The sequence below is a fragment of the Butyricicoccus sp. AF18-9LB genome (assembly GCF_027684505.1).
GTDB lineage: Bacteria > Bacillota > Clostridia > Oscillospirales > Butyricicoccaceae > Agathobaculum > Agathobaculum butyriciproducens.
On record NZ_JAQCWA010000007.1, the window covers coordinates 1 to 14391 of the forward strand.

At 56.9% G+C, this 14391-nt stretch carries 13 protein-coding genes and 5 tRNA genes; 3 read left to right on the plus strand and 15 right to left on the minus strand.

Annotated elements, in window-relative coordinates:
- Positions 1-43: 43 nt before the first annotated feature.
- The 5 genes from PGY33_RS05925 to PGY33_RS05945 form a co-directional block, all read right to left on the minus strand.
- Positions 44-119, minus strand: a tRNA-Lys gene (locus PGY33_RS05925).
- Between the two features lie 165 nt (positions 120-284).
- Positions 285-359 (minus strand) — tRNA-Gln (locus PGY33_RS05930).
- 71 nt (positions 360-430) lie between these two features.
- Positions 431-507 (minus strand) — tRNA-His (locus PGY33_RS05935).
- 26 nt (positions 508-533) lie between these two features.
- Positions 534-610: transfer RNA gene (locus PGY33_RS05940), tRNA-Arg, on the minus strand.
- Positions 611-642: 32 nt separating this feature from the next.
- Positions 643-716, minus strand: a tRNA-Gly gene (locus PGY33_RS05945).
- A 155-nt stretch (positions 717-871) separates the two neighbouring features.
- On the opposite strand from PGY33_RS05945, the gene PGY33_RS05950 reads away from it, so the two are divergent.
- Both PGY33_RS05950 and PGY33_RS05955 read left to right on the plus strand, forming a co-directional pair.
- Positions 872-1570, plus strand: coding sequence for a response regulator transcription factor (locus PGY33_RS05950; RefSeq protein ID WP_118478180.1), 699 nt, complete (start codon positions 872-874; stop codon positions 1568-1570).
- A complete protein-coding gene (locus PGY33_RS05955) occupies positions 1554-3209 on the plus strand; it encodes a sensor histidine kinase (RefSeq protein ID WP_118478182.1) in 1656 nt (551 codons plus the stop codon). The genes PGY33_RS05950 and PGY33_RS05955 overlap by 17 nt, the downstream gene beginning before the upstream one ends.
- A gap of 33 nt (positions 3210-3242) precedes the next feature.
- Here PGY33_RS05955 and PGY33_RS05960 read toward each other — a convergent pair whose 3' ends face one another.
- The 10 genes from PGY33_RS05960 to PGY33_RS06005 all read right to left on the minus strand — a co-directional run bounded on the left by PGY33_RS05960 (position 3243) and on the right by PGY33_RS06005 (position 12590).
- The gene (locus PGY33_RS05960; protein WP_181967608.1) at positions 3243-3497 is read right to left on the minus strand and encodes a DUF4177 domain-containing protein; all 255 of its coding nucleotides are present in this window, start codon (positions 3495-3497) and stop codon (positions 3243-3245) included.
- Positions 3498-3596: 99 nt separating this feature from the next.
- On the minus strand, positions 3597-5879 hold the full coding sequence (locus tag PGY33_RS05965; protein WP_270477725.1) for an ATP-dependent Clp protease ATP-binding subunit: 2283 nt from the start codon (positions 5877-5879) through the stop codon (positions 3597-3599).
- Between the two features lie 64 nt (positions 5880-5943).
- Positions 5944-6570 (minus strand): CvpA family protein, encoded by a 627-nt coding sequence (locus PGY33_RS05970; protein ID WP_270477727.1) that lies wholly within the window; start codon positions 6568-6570, stop codon positions 5944-5946.
- Entirely contained in the window at positions 6557-7810 is a 1254-nt protein-coding gene (locus tag PGY33_RS05975) for a DUF5711 family protein (protein ID WP_270477728.1), read from the minus strand. The genes PGY33_RS05970 and PGY33_RS05975 overlap by 14 nt, the downstream gene beginning before the upstream one ends.
- Before the next feature lie 64 nt (positions 7811-7874).
- Positions 7875-8648: a tRNA pseudouridine(38-40) synthase TruA gene (gene truA / locus PGY33_RS05980; protein WP_118760851.1), complete on the minus strand. Its 774-nt coding sequence runs from the start codon at positions 8646-8648 to the stop codon at positions 7875-7877.
- Positions 8649-8739: 91 nt separating this feature from the next.
- The gene (locus tag PGY33_RS05985; protein WP_117555176.1) at positions 8740-9543 is read right to left on the minus strand and encodes an energy-coupling factor transporter transmembrane component T family protein; all 804 of its coding nucleotides are present in this window, start codon (positions 9541-9543) and stop codon (positions 8740-8742) included.
- A complete protein-coding gene (locus tag PGY33_RS05990; protein WP_118646016.1) occupies positions 9537-10412 on the minus strand; it encodes an energy-coupling factor transporter ATPase in 876 nt (291 codons plus the stop codon). Before PGY33_RS05990 ends, PGY33_RS05985 begins: the two co-directional genes overlap by 7 nt.
- A 19-nt stretch (positions 10413-10431) precedes the next feature.
- Positions 10432-11283 carry an energy-coupling factor transporter ATPase gene (locus PGY33_RS05995; RefSeq protein ID WP_118753494.1) on the minus strand — a complete coding sequence of 284 codons (852 nt, stop codon included), beginning with the start codon at positions 11281-11283 and terminating at the stop codon, positions 10432-10434.
- A gap of 29 nt (positions 11284-11312) precedes the next feature.
- Entirely contained in the window at positions 11313-12179 is an 867-nt protein-coding gene (locus PGY33_RS06000; protein WP_118753495.1) for a class I SAM-dependent methyltransferase, read from the minus strand.
- A gap of 186 nt (positions 12180-12365) precedes the next feature.
- Positions 12366-12590, minus strand: a complete 225-nt coding sequence (locus tag PGY33_RS06005) for a hypothetical protein (RefSeq protein WP_118478196.1) — start codon at positions 12588-12590, stop codon at positions 12366-12368.
- 144 nt (positions 12591-12734) lie between these two features.
- On the opposite strand from PGY33_RS06005, the gene rlmD reads away from it, so the two are divergent.
- Positions 12735-14369, plus strand: a complete 1635-nt coding sequence (rlmD, locus tag PGY33_RS06010; RefSeq protein ID WP_270477732.1) for a 23S rRNA (uracil(1939)-C(5))-methyltransferase RlmD — start codon at positions 12735-12737, stop codon at positions 14367-14369.
- Positions 14370-14391: the final 22 nt, after the last annotated feature.

The following is a 14391-nucleotide window of genomic DNA, read 5'->3' on the forward strand; positions in this document are numbered from 1 at the left end:
CTTGTAAGGCAGATGCTCTCCCAGCTGAGCTAAACTTCCATTTTGGTGACCCAGCGGGGATTCGAACCCCGGACACCCTGCTTAAAAGGCAGGTGCTCTGCCGACTGAGCTACTGGGTCAGGTCAAAAAAGTTTTGCGCTGAGTATGAAATTGAGTCGCATGCCGTAATGGCAGGGACGGCTGGATTCGCTTTTGCTGCGGCAAAAGCCACGGCGGTTACAATATGCAACCGGCATATTGCCAAGAGCCGCCTTTCGAATCCAAGGATTCAAAATCTGCCATAATGGCAGGGACGGCTGGATTCGAACCAGCGAATGTCGGCGTCAAAGGCCGATGCCTTACCGCTTGGCGACGCCCCCGTATTCGTTTGCTCGAAACAGCGTTACCCTAAAGATAACGCGCTGCGTTCGCAGCGCGTCACAGGGTTATATGGGGTGGGTAAAGGGACTCGAACCCTCGACCCTCGGAACCACAATCCGATGCTCTAACCAACTGAGCTATACCCACCATATAAAGTTTGCAGCCGACGGAAATGGCACGCCAGGAGGGATTCGAACCCCCGGCCTACTGCTTAGAAGGCAGTTGCTCTATCCGGCTGAGCTACTGGCGCATATCAATTCCGACAAACCCATTCGAAGAAAATGGAGCGGGTGATGGGAATCGAACCCACGTGTTCAGCTTGGAAGGCTGACATTCTACCATTGAACTACACCCGCGGGTCTTTCTGACGCTCATTTAGTATATCAATAAAACCCTATAATGTCAACATCTTTTTTAAAAATTTTTTTAAAAACTTTTTTCGGCCAGATTTGCAAAGAACATCAAAAGGGCAGACGGTCATGCTATACTGTAATCAAAGGAGGGAGAGAGCATGAAAGCAACGATCTTACTGGCCGAGGATGAGCAGGCCATGCGGGAGGTGCTGACCGACTACTTCACCGCAAAGAGCGGCGGCGATTTCACGGTTGTGTCTGCGCCGGACGGCGACACGGCGCTGCACTTCATCGAAACCCGGCGGTTCGACCTGCTGCTGCTCGACATCATGCTGCCGGGCACGGACGGCTTCGCGCTGTGCCGCGTAGCACGGCAGCAGGGAGACGCGCCCATTCTGTTCGTCACGGCGCGCGAGGACGAGCAGGACAAGCTGCACGGCTACGGCCTCGGTGCGGACGATTATGTGGTCAAGCCGTTTTCGCTGGCGGTGTTGTACGCCAAGGCACTGGCGCTCCTGCGGCGAGCGCGGGGCCTCAATGCCGGGAATACGTTGACAGCGGGTACCCTGTCACTCGACCCGGAACGGGGGATTGTCACAGCGGACGGCAGGCGCATCGACCTGCCGCCCAAGGAATTTGCTTTGCTGCGGGCGCTGATGGAGCGCAAAAACCGCGTGCTGACGCGTGACGAGCTGTTGAACCTTGCGTGGGGCTGGGATTTTGACGGCACGGACCGGGTAATCGACGGGCACATCAAAAAGCTGCGCCGAGCACTCGGTCCGCATGCGGACTGCATCAAAACCGTGGTGAAGCGCGGCTACAAGCTGGAGGTGGACGGAGATGAAAACCAAGCCTAAGAATTTCGGAAATTTCTTTGTTCGAGTGGGCGCAGGCTTCCTCGCGTTCTGGCTGCTGTCGATGGGCGCGTTCTCACTCCTGCTGGGACAGCAGCGCGCGGAGCTGATGGCGGCGGATATTAAGGATTCTGCGGATTGGTATACCGGCGATTATGCAAGGTATATGCTGGATTCCAAGGAGCATGAAGAAAATGATCCGGCGGAACTGCGCAGGATGTTGAAGGAGCAATCCTATCGGAGAAATTCGTCTGACGCACTGATGATAGTGACGGCCATTACCGACCAGGGCGGAAATATACTGCAGAGCGACCGTTGGTGGCTGATCCTGACAGATGATACGGATATCGACCACATGACAGATAAGGAATACTTGGTGGATATGAGTGACCAGCCGCAGAATGTTCTCGAAGCAATCTACATTGGCAGCGGTGTAGTCGATCAAGAGTCGCTGCCATACGATATGCGTTTTGAAGCATGGGTAGATGGCGATGAAGCCTACTTGAAGTCGGTAACCGTGCGTCCGTATGAAGAAGTAAATGGCGAATTAAAGCTGACCGACGAAGTGAATACGGTCGAGTGCGCGTATGATGCGGACAAGATGAGCGATCTGCCGCTGAAAAAACTGGTATTACACCGCATGTCCTTTCCCGGCCATCCGGGAGTGAGCCTGACTGCAAAGCAAGTGGCAGCCGATATGACTTCTCCGAAACGAAAAGAAATGCGTGCCTGGGTGGAGAACCCGAGCGAAGCAGGCAGTGCTGCACCGGTCGTGCGTCCGTGGCTGGTGCGCCAGTATCAGCGGACAATGAAATACTGCGACTATGTCGATGGCGGCTATGTCATGATGTCGTTTGCCGCGGAAGGCTGCCCACTGAAAGCGTGCCTGCCGATTTTGGTGCCTGCAGGCGTGCTCAGCTTGATTCTGGCGATACTGTGTGCCATTATCCTCTCCTGCGCCTTACTGCGCGTCTGGCGCAAACAGGAGCGCATAGAGCGGGTACGCCGTGAAACGACAGCCGCGCTCGCGCACGAGCTGAAAACGCCGCTCTCCGTGCTCAGCGCCACCGCCGAGCTGCTCGGTGACAACCTTGCACCAGAAAAGCAGGCGCACTATCTGGGTGTCATTCAGCAGCAGGCGCAGCGGATGGACGGCAGTGTGCGGCACATGCTTGAACTGTCGAGACTGGAGACCGGCGCAAAGGCGCTGCGGCGAACCGCGTTCTCTCTGGCAGAATTGGCGCAGGAGCGCCTGCAGGCAGCTCTGCCGACCGATTCCACCATCCGCACCGAATTTGCAGCACAGGACAAATTTGAGGTCAATGCAGACAGGGCACTGCTTGCGCGGGCACTGGACGCACTGCTCGAGAACGCCGTGCAGCACACGCCGGAGGGCGGCTGCATTATGGTGTACCTCGCAGACGGTGTGCTCTCGGTGACAAACACCGGCGATGCCATTCCGGCGGATGCGCTGCCGCGGCTGTGGGAGGCGTATTATCAGGCCGATCCGTCGCGCAGCGCAAAAGGCGACGGATTGGGACTGTCGATTGCGAAAACCGTGTTCGATCTGCATGGATACGCCTGCGGAGCGGAGAATACCGAAATCGGACCGAAGTTCTGGTTCCAATTTGCAGATAAATAGCAAAAACCGCTCGAAAGAGCGGTTTTTGCTTTATTAAATAACTTTTTCAAATACCATGGTTGCCTGAATGCGGTCGCCGCCCATCAGACCCTTGCTGCCGCCGTTCGATGTAGTAATCGTGTGCAGGCGATAACCCTTTTGCGCTTGATGGTTAATCGCTTCTTCCAGTTCGGTCAGGTTGCCGGAACCGGTGCCGAGAAATTTTTCCTTCAAAGTAACCTGCAGAACCACGTAATGATAGTCTTTGCCGGATGCGGTGGAGAAAGTCGAGGAATCGCTGAAATCCATAAATAACACCTCCAGTAATTTACACGATTATACCGTATTCGACAGGAATTGTCAATCTGCGTGCAAAAGAAAACCGCCTGTTCAGGCGGTTTTCGCGTGTTAGATGGTATCCAGTTTTACCTTGCCGTCCACAGCGGACAGGTGAGCGCCCATCAGCGGCTTATCACCGGCGACGATGGCGGTGGCCAGCGGATTCTCAATCTCCTTCTCGATCAGGCGGCGCAGATTACGGGCGCCGTACTTGACCGAGTAGGACTTCTCGGTAAGCAGACCGAGCAGGCTGTCGTCCCACGTCAGGCGGATATCCTTGTCTGCGAGCGTGGTGCGCAGTTCACCGAGCATGATCTCTGCGATATGGCGGAAGTTATCCTCGGACAGCTGGTTGAACGCGATAATCTCGTCAATGCGGTTGAGGAACTCCGGACGCATAATTTCTTCAAGAGCCTTCATCACGCGGTCCTTGCTCATCTGAGACACGGTGCGGCCGAAGCCTGCAGGCGTGTTATTGGACTGCGAACCGGCGTTCGAGGTCATAACGATAACCGTGTTCTCGAAGCTGACAACGCGGCCCTGCGCGTCGGTCAGACGGCCGTCATCCAGAATCTGCAGCAGGGAATTGAGCACATCCGGATGCGCCTTCTCAATCTCGTCGAACAGAACGACAGAGTACGGACGGCGGCGAATCTTCTCGGTCAGCTGACCGGCTTCATCGTAGCCGACGTATCCCGGAGGGGAACCGATCAGGCGGGAAACCGTGTGCTTTTCCATATATTCGGACATGTCGAGACGCACGAGTGCATCCGGCGAGTCGAACAGGTCGAGAGCAAGCTGCTTGACCAGCTCGGTCTTGCCGACGCCGGTCGGGCCGACGAACAGGAAGGATGCCGGCTTGCGCTTGGGACTGATTCCCGCGCGGTTGCGGCGAATGGACGCGCAGACCGCGTCTACGGCTTCGTCCTGACCGATAACGTGCGATTTGAGGCGGGCCTCCATATCGCGCAGGCGTGCGGATTCCTGTGCGGCTACCTTGGATGCCGGAATGCCGGTCCAGATTTCGATCACCTCAGCCAGAAGCTGTTCGTCAACCTGCGGTGCAGGCTTGGTCAGCAGCTCGTGCAGCTGTGCCTCCACCTGCAGAATGCGGCTGCGGCAGGTGGCGATCTTGGCGTAGGTCTCCTCCTCCTCGGCGCGGGCAGAGGACTGGGTCAGCTCGTCAAGCTGTGCCTGCAGGCGCTCAAGCTCGTTCTGCAGCTCGGGAATCTCGGACAGCTGCGGAGAATCCAGATTGAGCCGCGAGCAGGCTTCGTCGATCAAGTCGATGGCCTTATCCGGCAGAAAACGGTCGGTGATATAGCGTTCGCTCATCTCAGCGGCACGGCGGCACATCTCATCGGAAACAGTAACGCCGTGGAAGGTCTCGTAGTACGAGCGGATGCCCTTCAAAATTTCAGTGGTCTCGGCAACCGACGGCTCACCGATATAGACCGGCTGGAAACGGCGCTCGAGCGCGGCGTCCTTCTCGATATACTTGCGGTACTCCTTGAGCGTGGTCGCGCCGATGACCTGAATGTCACCGCGGGCGAGGGCAGGCTTGAGGATGTTTGCGGCGTTCATCGAGCCTTCGGAATCGCCGGTGCCGACAATGTTGTGCACCTCGTCGATGACGAGGATGATGTTGCCGATACGCTTTACCTCGTCGATCAGGCCCTTCATGCGGCTCTCAAACTGGCCGCGGAACTGCGTGCCCGCCACGAGAGCGGTCAGGTCGAGCAGATGGACCTCCTTGTTGCGCATCTTGAACGGAATGCGGCCCTCGTTGATGCGGACTGCCAGACCCTCGGCAACGGCGGTTTTGCCGACACCGGGTTCGCCGATCAGGCACGGGTTGTTCTTCTGGCGGCGGTTCAAAATCTGAATGACGCGGTCGGTCTCGCGGTCGCGACCCACGATATGGTCAATGCGGCCTTCTGCGGCCTTTTGGGTCAGGTTCTCGCAGTAATTGTTCAGATATTTACGCTTTTTGTCCTCCTTGCGGGAAGAACGGGTACGGGTCTCATCGTGAGAGCCGCCTGCGGGCTGTCCCGGCAGAGTGCCGGCGGCAACCGGATCGGTCTCATGGGGGGCGTCGTCGTCCGTGCCGTCCGAACCGGCGGGAACCAGGTCGTTCAGGTCGGACAGGGAGCCGATCTCACCGGAGAGCGCTTCGAGGTCATCCTCGGTGATACCCATTTGCTCCATGATGTTATCGAGCGGCTTGACGCCCAGTTCGCGTGCACATTTGAGGCACAGACCCTCCTGGGTGGTCTTATCCGGTCCCTCGATTTTGGTGATGAACACCACCGCGATGTTTTTCTTGCACCGCGAGCACATTGGCATATTCATAGGTTAAACTCCTTTTAGGAATTGAGAATTGATAATAGAAAATGGAGAATTAAGGTGTTCTCCATTAAATGGCGATTGGTAAAGCGTCCACCAGCTGTTTTAGCAGCAGCGTATGCTTGACACGCTCCGGCGAGAGATAGCCGAGCGATGTGTAGGTGATCGGGAACAGCCACTGCAGCACGATCAGCAGGATGCAGACGAATGCAACGCCGGTTACAAAGCCGATGAGTGCACCGCCTGCAGAATCGAGTGCGCTGAGCGGTGTACGCCGCACAATGAGCTTGAGGCTGCGGCCGAAAATCCAGATGAGCCGTCCGAACAGCACGCTGAACAGCACCATCAGCATGGAGAACGCGATGCTCTCCGACATGCCGACAGCCGCTTCGGTGACGCTCTGCCGCAGACCGTCCAGCACGCCTTCGGCGGTTTTAAGTGCGGCCTGTTTTTCAAACAGCTGACCGACTGCCGGCACGACCACCCACTGCGCGATATACGGCGCGGTGTACTTGGCGGCGGCAACAGACGCGGCGATCATGCCGATGCGGCCAATCACGCCGTACAGCGCACCGACCAGTCCCCGACGGGCACCGAGCCAGACGTTGGCTAGCAGCACGGCAATGAGGATAAGGTCAGGCGCGTTGAGCAGCTGCGCCGCTGTGGAAATCATATCGTTGATATCAGTTATCTGCATGCACTTCCTCGGATCGTTCGGAATGCGCGGTAAAGATACGCGCGTTGCGGTTGTAGAGCAGGAAAACCGTACCGTCATCGGTCATGAGCACACGGCGTGCGCCGACAGCGTCATCATTGTGCCACTGCGGCTCGGCGGAGGTGTTGTAGACCGTAACGCCGGACGCAGACAGCACCGCCGTACCGGCGTTGGAGACGGCAAGCGCCGTCGGCTCCTCGGTCAGTGCGAACGGACCGTGCAGACTGCCGTTGCGGACGGTATAGAGGTCGCTGCGTGCATCGTTCAGGTAGGAGCGCACAGCGACAGCCATCGTACTGCCCTGAGAGGCAGTGGCGATCAGATCCTGCGAGCTGAGCTCGAGCAGCACATCGACCGTGCCTCTGCGGGTGACATGATACAGGCCGGTGTCGCACAGTGCGATCGCGGCGTTGTTCTCGGAATAAGTGAGCGTTACACCGAGCGCGTCAGTCAGTGCGGTGTCCGAAACCTGCTTGCCGGAGGACACATCAAAGAACAGCACATGGGACTCAAGCGTTACGCCGTTCTGCCGGAAGGCGAGAATGCCGAGCGTATTGCAGTCCGGCGAGAGCACGGCGGATACAATATAGTATTCCGAAGCGCGGTATTTGAAAACCTCTTTTCCTGCGGTGTCGTAAACGGCAGCGGCGGTACGGTAGCCGTGCTCATTGGTGGTGAGCACGAAACGGCCGCTGCGGCCGATCGAACCGTTTAGAATGGTGGATTCCAGCTCCAGCTCCGCAACAGCGCCTGCCGAGCCGACCAGTGCGGCTTTGACGCCGCCGCGGTCGTACACGAGCACATAATTTGTGCTGCTTTCCACCGCGGGATCGGAGTAGCCGAGCGAATAGCGCAGCGTGGTCATGCTGCCCGCGCGGGACAGGAACAGCGCGTCACTGTCCGCGTACGCCAGACCGGATTCAAACAGCGCACCGTCGCTGAAGGTCTCGTTTTCGTAGTTGATGGTGGTGATATCGCCGTCATGCGAGCGAATACCGGCCGCAATATAGCTGCCGAGTGTGCGCAGCGAGGTCGGCGTAAAAATACGGTAGTTGGCGATCAGGAACATGGCTGTTCCCAGCACCAGAGCCCAGCCGCAGAGCATGCGGAGCAGGGCGGTCGTGCGGATACGCGCGTCCTTGCTGTCGAGCAGGCGCTGACGGCGCTCCCGCCTGGAGAGCGGAAAGCGGATGATATTCTGCTTTGGGTTCTGTTCGCTCATGAAATCCCGCCTCCTTATTGTAGCGTGTTTTGTGGGTGAAAATGTGAATAGAACTTGAAAATTGTCACTCGGACAGGCGGAATCTGTCGAGTTCGGGCGTATCGTCGTACCACAGGCGGTTCATGAACAGACCGCAGGCAGGCAGGGTCGGTCCGGCCTGCTCTCTGTCGCACGCGAGCAGTACGTCGCGCACTTGCTCGGGCGCCAGCTTGCCGCCGCCGACATACGTCAGCGTGCCCGCAATCGCGCGGACCATGTTGTACAGAAAACCATCGCCGCAGACGCGGATGCGGATGAGGTCATCCACCGGCTCCACCTCGCACCAGAAAATGGTGCGAACCGTGCTCTTGACCGGTGTGCCCTGACTTCTCACGGATGCAAAGTCCTGCTTGCCGACAAAATACTGTGCGCCTTCCTGCATTTTTGTAATATCCAGCGGATAATTGTACCGATATGCGTACCGCGCGTGGAACGGGTCCCGCAGGGTGGAAGGGAACAGATAATAGGCGTATTCCTTTTTTGTGCAGTTGAAGCGCGCATCGAAGTCCTCGGGAACCTCGACTGCGCCGGAAACCGCAATGTCCTCGGGCAGAAAGCTATTGAGCGCATACGGCAGACGGTCCATCGGGATCGTGCAGTCTGCGTGGAAGTTTGCCACATACCGGCGGGCATGAACGCCGGAATCCGTGCGTCCGACACCGGAAACATGAACTTTTTGCTTCAGCAGATGAAAAATCGCGTCCTCCATGCTCTCCTGAATCGAAGGACCGTTTTTCTGAATCTGCCAGCCGTTAAAATTTGTGCCGTCATAAGATAAAACTAATGCAATATTCTTCATAGCTATAAAAGTTAAGCGTTGGAAGTGGATGATAATAAAAGTATTCCGTGCGGCGGGCTGAGGGCAGCCCGCCCTACAATATAGATTTACGTTACAGTCCAAAGTGTTTCAGTGCAATAATAACCACAAACAAGGCTGCTACCCAAAGTAGAGCACAAATATCCACCCGGGCGATCTTGAGCTGGCGCATGCGGGTGCGGCCAACATCGCCGCGGTACAGTCGGCACTCCATGGCGGTTGCGAGTTCGTCTGCACGGCGGAACGCCGAGATGAACAGCGGCACGAGAATCGGGATCATGGCCTTGGCACGCTGAATCAGGTTGCCGGAGTCAAAATCTGCACCGCGCGCCTTCTGTGCCGAGATGATCTTCTCGGTCTCCTCGATGAGGGTCGGAATGAAGCGCAGTGCGATCGACATCATCATGGACAGCTCATGCACCGGCGCGTGCAGCTTTTTGAGCGGAGAAAGCAGACGCTCGAGTCCGTCGGTCAGCTGAATCGGTGAGGTGGTGTAGGTGAGCATGGATGTTGCGATAATCAGCAGCATCAGGCGCAGTACCATGAAAATGGCCAGCTTAACGCCTTCCACACTGATGTGCAGGAAGTGCCACTGGAAAATGTAGGTGCCTGGTGTATAGAACAGGTTGAGCACCGCTGTGAAGATAACGATGAACAGGATCGGCTTGAGGCCGCGCAGCACCATTTTAGGCGAAATACGCGAAATACCGATGACAACAGCAAGAAATGCGATGATCAGCGCATAGGAAACCGGGCCTTGCGCGAGGAACAGCAGCACGATGAATGCCACCGTCAGCACGATCTTTACGCGCGGATCAAGACGATGCACCGCACTGTTGCCCGGAAAAAACTGACCGAGGGTAATATCCTTCAGCATTCGTGAGCAGCCTCCTTCCGCTTGCAGGCACGCAGAGCATCCATGGCCTGCGCTACGGTGTAGACCGAGGTATCAACATCGTGACCGCGCTTTTTCAGCTCGAGCATGACCTTGGTGATCATCGGGATGTCCAGTCCTGCGGCAATGATCTCGTCCGCGTGCGAGAAAACCTCGCGCGGCGTGTCGCAGAACAGCACCTTGGCGTGGTTCATCACAAGCAGACGGTCGGCAATCTGTGCGATATCCTCCATCGAGTGGGACACGATGAGGATGGTCGCGCCGGACTGCTTGTGGTAGCTGCGGACCAGCTCAAAAATCTCGTCACGGCCCGCCGGGTCGAGACCGGCGGTCGGCTCATCGAGCACGAGCACATCCGGCCGCATCGCGATAACGCCTGCGATGGCTACGCGGCGCTTCTGACCGCCGGACAGCGCAAATGGAGACTGGTCGGCAAGCTCAGGTGCAAGGCCGACTGCCGCCATGGATTCGCGCACGCGCTCGTCAATCTCGGCCTGCGGCAGTTTCATGTTGGTCGGGCCGTAGGCAATGTCCTTCGCGATGGTCTCCTCGAACAGCTGGTATTCCGGATACTGGAACACCAGACCGACGCGGAAGCGCGTTTCGCGGCTGCACTTGCCCTTGGCATCCCAGATGGACTTGCCGTCGAGCAGGACCTCGCCCTCGGACGGCTGCAGCAGACCGTTCAGGTGCTGAATGAGCGTAGACTTGCCCGAACCGGTGTGACCGATCACACCGAGAATTTCGCCTTTTTCGATTTTCAGGTCAACATGGTCAAGCGCAACACGCTCAAAGGGGGTGCCTGCGCCGTAAACGTGCGTCAAGCCCCTCGTTTCAAGTATGGTTGACATAAGATTCTCCTTCGGATAATCAATTCAAGTATTCTTGTTCGAGAATATCTGCACATTCCTCAATCGAGAGTGCGTCGATCGGCAGTTTTTCGCCGTCCTGCTGATCGAGGTCGTACAGGACTTCGATGGTCTGCGGTACGGTCAGGGAAGCCGCGCGCAGCTTGTCCACCTGCGTGAAGATCTCGCGCGGAGTGCCGTCCATCAGCACGTTGCCCTTGTGCATGACAACCACACGCTGCGCCTGTACGGCTTCGTCCATGTGGTGGGTGATAAGGATAACGGTGATGCCGAATTTGCGGTTCAGCTCACGGACAACATTCATGACCTCACGGCGGCCCTGTGGGTCGAGCATGGCGGTCGGCTCATCGAGTACAACGCAGCGCGGCATCATGGCGATAACGCCTGCGATTGCGATTCGCTGCTTCTGTCCGCCGGACAGACGGTGCGGCGCCTGTGCACGGTATTCGTACATGCCGACGGCACGCAGTGCATCGTCAACGCGCTTGCGGATTTCCTCGGGAGGCACGCCCATGTTCTCCAGCGCGAATGCGACATCTTCTTCAACAACGGTGGCGACAAGCTGGTTGTCCGGATTCTGGAATACCATCGAGACGGTCTTGCGCACCTCATAGGTGTTGTTTTCGTCGCGGGTGTCCATCATGTCAACGTAGCATACGCCGCCGGTCGGCAGACGGATCGCGTTGAAGCAGCCGGCAAGCGTACTCTTGCCCGAGCCGTTGTGACCGAGCACCGCGACGAACTCGCCGCGCCGGATGGAAAGATTTACGCCCTTTAGCACAGGAACGGAAAGCTGTCCGTCCTCGGTGGGATAGGCGTACTGCAGGTTTTCGGTTTTGATGATTTCACTCATTTATTTTCGTCCTTCGGTAAAAAAGGTTATTATTCTTCCGCGATAAACCGTGCCGACGAGCCGCACGGCAGCACCAGACCGGTCGATTCAACCGGCAGGCCGAGCTCCTGTGCCTCAATCTTGCCGGCGGCGCGCTTGCCTGCGGTGATGCCGAGCAGATAGCTCATCACGGACGGCGCCAGACCGGTGGAATAGCTGGAAATGAGCACGAACAGCGGCTTGTCGCTCAGCACGCCCATGGTCAGGTCTACGAAGTCGGCAACATCCTCCTCGATCTTCCACGTTTCGCCGGACGGACCGCGGCCGTAGCTCGGCGGGTCCATGATGATGGCGTCATACTTGCGTCCGCGGCGGATCTCGCGCTGCACGAACTTTTTGCAGTCGTCCACGATCCAGCGAATCGGGCGGTCGCTCAGACCGGAGGACGCGGCGTTCTCCTTGGCCCACTGCACCATGCCCTTGGATGCGTCAACGTGGCAGACGGATGCGCCGGCGTTTGCCGCCGCAAGCGTAGCGCCGCCGGTGTACGCGAACAGGTTGAGCACGTTGATCGGGCGGCCTGCGTGACGGATCATCTTGTCGATAAAATCCCAGTTGGCAGCCTGTTCGGGGAACAGACCGGTATGCTTGAAGCTCATCGGCTTGAGCTGGAACGTCAAATCACCGTAGTGGATAGCCCACTGCTCGGGCAGCTTGCGGATTTCCCACTTGCCGCCGCCCGCGTTCGAGCGATGATAGATAGCGTTCGGCTTATTCCAGATTTTGCAGTCCTTGTCGCGCGGCCAGATAGCCTGCGGGTCGGGGCGCTGCAGAATCTGATTGCCCCATCGTTCAATTTTTTCACCGCCGCCGCAGTCGAGCACGGCGTAGTCCTTCCAATGATCTGCGATCCACATAAATATTCTCCATTACATTATATATAAGTAGTTGTTTACACAATAATTCAGTATCTATTCTACCACCAAATATGCACTAACGCAATGAAAAGCGATTAGAAATAAAAGATGTCAAGACAGCGTATTTTGGCGAATACAGCAAAACGGCTGCACCGTAAGGTACAGCCGTTCGAGCGGGAAAAGCGGTCAGAACCGTTCGCAGAAGCCTTCGCCGCCGTTTGCAAGCGACTTGAGAGCCGTCGCGCGGCGTTCCTCGGGTTCGTCTGAGATACATACCGCATCGGTCAGCACCTGCCGCGCCTGATACGGCAGATCAAAGAACTGCTCCATTGCCCGCGGACTGTGTCCCATTTCCTGCATAAAATCAAAGGGAATCTCGCCGGAGACCTGTTTTTTCCTGTCCTGCGCCATAATTGCACGCTCCTTTCGATTGCAGTATCTCCGAAGTTCGTGCTATAATACCATTATAAAAATTAGTAATTAGGAAGTAGTAATTGAGGGGAGAAGTTCACTTTCCATTCTCCATTCTCAATTTTCCACTATTGAGGGGTTTTTATGGATTTGCAGAAGAATAAGACGTATCGTTGTCAGATTACGGATTATACGGCGGACGGCACGGGGTTTGCGAAGATCGAAGGCCGGGCGGTATTTGTGCCGCGCACAGCAGTTGGCGATCAGTGTGATGTCCGCATTGTCAAGGTGACGAAAAATGTGGCGTTCGGCAGGGTAGAGAAGATTATCGTGCCGTCGGGACAGCGCATTGCGCCTGCATGTCCGGTGGCGGACAAGTGCGGCGGCTGCTGTTATCAGCACATCACCTACGGGGAAGAACTGCGTGCAAAGGAGAAAAAGGTGCGTGATGCGCTGACGCGCATTGGCGGTCAGGACGGCGCAAAGCTGCTCGGCATTACGGGTGCGCCGACGACTGAGCATTACCGCAATAAGGCGCAGTATCCGGTCGGACGGGACAAAGAGGGCAGCATCGTTACCGGCTTTTACCGTCCGCGCAGCCACGACATTGTGCCGGTGGACAGGTGTTTGATCCAGTCCGAGACGGCAGATAAGATTGCCGCTGTGGTGCGTGAATGGATGACGGAATTTTCGGTCAAGCCGTACGATTATGCGAGCAAGCGCGGCACGATTCGCCATATTTATGTTCGAGTGGGCGAAAAAAGCGGCGAAAGCCAGCTGACGCTCATTTCCGCGACCAAGAAAATGCCCGGACTGGACGTGCTGGTCGAGCGTTTGCGCGCGGCAGCACCGTCGCTGACGGGTATTCTGCTCAATCACAACCAGCGCGATGACAACGTGATTCTGGGTGACCGGACGGATGTTCTCTGGGGTGAACCAATGTTGGAGGACCGCCTGTGCGGGCACACGTTTTTGCTCTCGCCCGAGGCGTTTTATCAGGTCAACCACGCGCAGGCCGAGCGTCTGTATGCGTGTGCGGTGGACTACGCCGGTCTGACCGGCGAGGAGACCGTGCTTGACCTCTATTGCGGTGCGGGTACGATCACGCTGGCGCTGGCCGAGCATGCAAAGACTGCCATTGGCGTGGAAATCGTGCCGGAGGCCATCGAAAACGCCAAGCGCAACGCGCTCCGCAACGGCATGGAGAACACAGAGTTCTTTTGTGCGGATGCGGGTCAGGCGGCGCAGCGGTTGGCTAAGCGCGGCATTGATGTGTTGGTGGTCGATCCGCCGCGCAAGGGTCTGGACGCGACTGCACGCGACGCGATCCTTAAAATGCAGCCGCCTAAGGTTGTGTATGTTTCGTGCGACCCGGCAACGCTTGCGCGCGATGTGGCGGAGCTGTGCGGCGCAGGCTATACGCTCGAGAAGGCACAGGCGATCGATCTGTTCCCGAGAACTTTTCATGTTGAGACAGTTGTCTTGCTTTCCAAGGGTGAGGTCGACTCGAAAAAGATTCGGGTTGAGTTCTCTTTGGAAGATATGGATATGTCCGAATTTCAAGATGGGGCAACCTATCCGCAGATCAAGGAGTATGTGTTGGAGCATACCGGGTTAAAGGTGTCCAACCTCTATATCTCACAGATTAAACGAAAATGTGGGATTGGGGTTGGTAAGAACTATAATCTGCCGAAGTCCGAGGATTCCAGACAGCCCCAGTGTCCACCGGAAAAAGAGAAAGCAATCCGAGAAGCATTCAAATATTTTGGGATGATCTAACATCCAGCAAAGTGGAGGTTTC

Excerpts from the sequence above, each read along its gene's own strand:
- PGY33_RS05950 (WP_118478180.1), top strand. The coding sequence starts at position 872 with ATGAAAGCAACGATCTTACTGGCCGAGGATGAGCAGGCCATGCGGGAG.
- PGY33_RS05955 (WP_118478182.1), top strand. The coding sequence starts at position 1,554 with ATGAAAACCAAGCCTAAGAATTTCGGAAATTTCTTTGTTCGAGTGGGC.
- PGY33_RS05960 (WP_181967608.1), bottom strand. The coding sequence starts at position 3,497 with ATGGATTTCAGCGATTCCTCGACTTTCTCCACCGCATCCGGCAAAGAC.
- PGY33_RS05965 (WP_270477725.1), bottom strand. The coding sequence starts at position 5,879 with ATGAATATGCCAATGTGCTCGCGGTGCAAGAAAAACATCGCGGTGGTG.
- PGY33_RS05970 (WP_270477727.1), bottom strand. The coding sequence starts at position 6,570 with ATGCAGATAACTGATATCAACGATATGATTTCCACAGCGGCGCAGCTG.
- PGY33_RS05975 (WP_270477728.1), bottom strand. The coding sequence starts at position 7,810 with ATGAGCGAACAGAACCCAAAGCAGAATATCATCCGCTTTCCGCTCTCC.
- truA (WP_118760851.1), bottom strand. The coding sequence starts at position 8,648 with ATGAAGAATATTGCATTAGTTTTATCTTATGACGGCACAAATTTTAAC.
- PGY33_RS05985 (WP_117555176.1), bottom strand. The coding sequence starts at position 9,543 with ATGCTGAAGGATATTACCCTCGGTCAGTTTTTTCCGGGCAACAGTGCG.
- PGY33_RS05990 (WP_118646016.1), bottom strand. The coding sequence starts at position 10,412 with ATGTCAACCATACTTGAAACGAGGGGCTTGACGCACGTTTACGGCGCA.
- PGY33_RS05995 (WP_118753494.1), bottom strand. The coding sequence starts at position 11,283 with ATGAGTGAAATCATCAAAACCGAAAACCTGCAGTACGCCTATCCCACC.
- PGY33_RS06000 (WP_118753495.1), bottom strand. The coding sequence starts at position 12,179 with ATGTGGATCGCAGATCATTGGAAGGACTACGCCGTGCTCGACTGCGGC.
- PGY33_RS06005 (WP_118478196.1), bottom strand. The coding sequence starts at position 12,590 with ATGGCGCAGGACAGGAAAAAACAGGTCTCCGGCGAGATTCCCTTTGAT.
- rlmD (WP_270477732.1), top strand. The coding sequence starts at position 12,735 with ATGGATTTGCAGAAGAATAAGACGTATCGTTGTCAGATTACGGATTAT.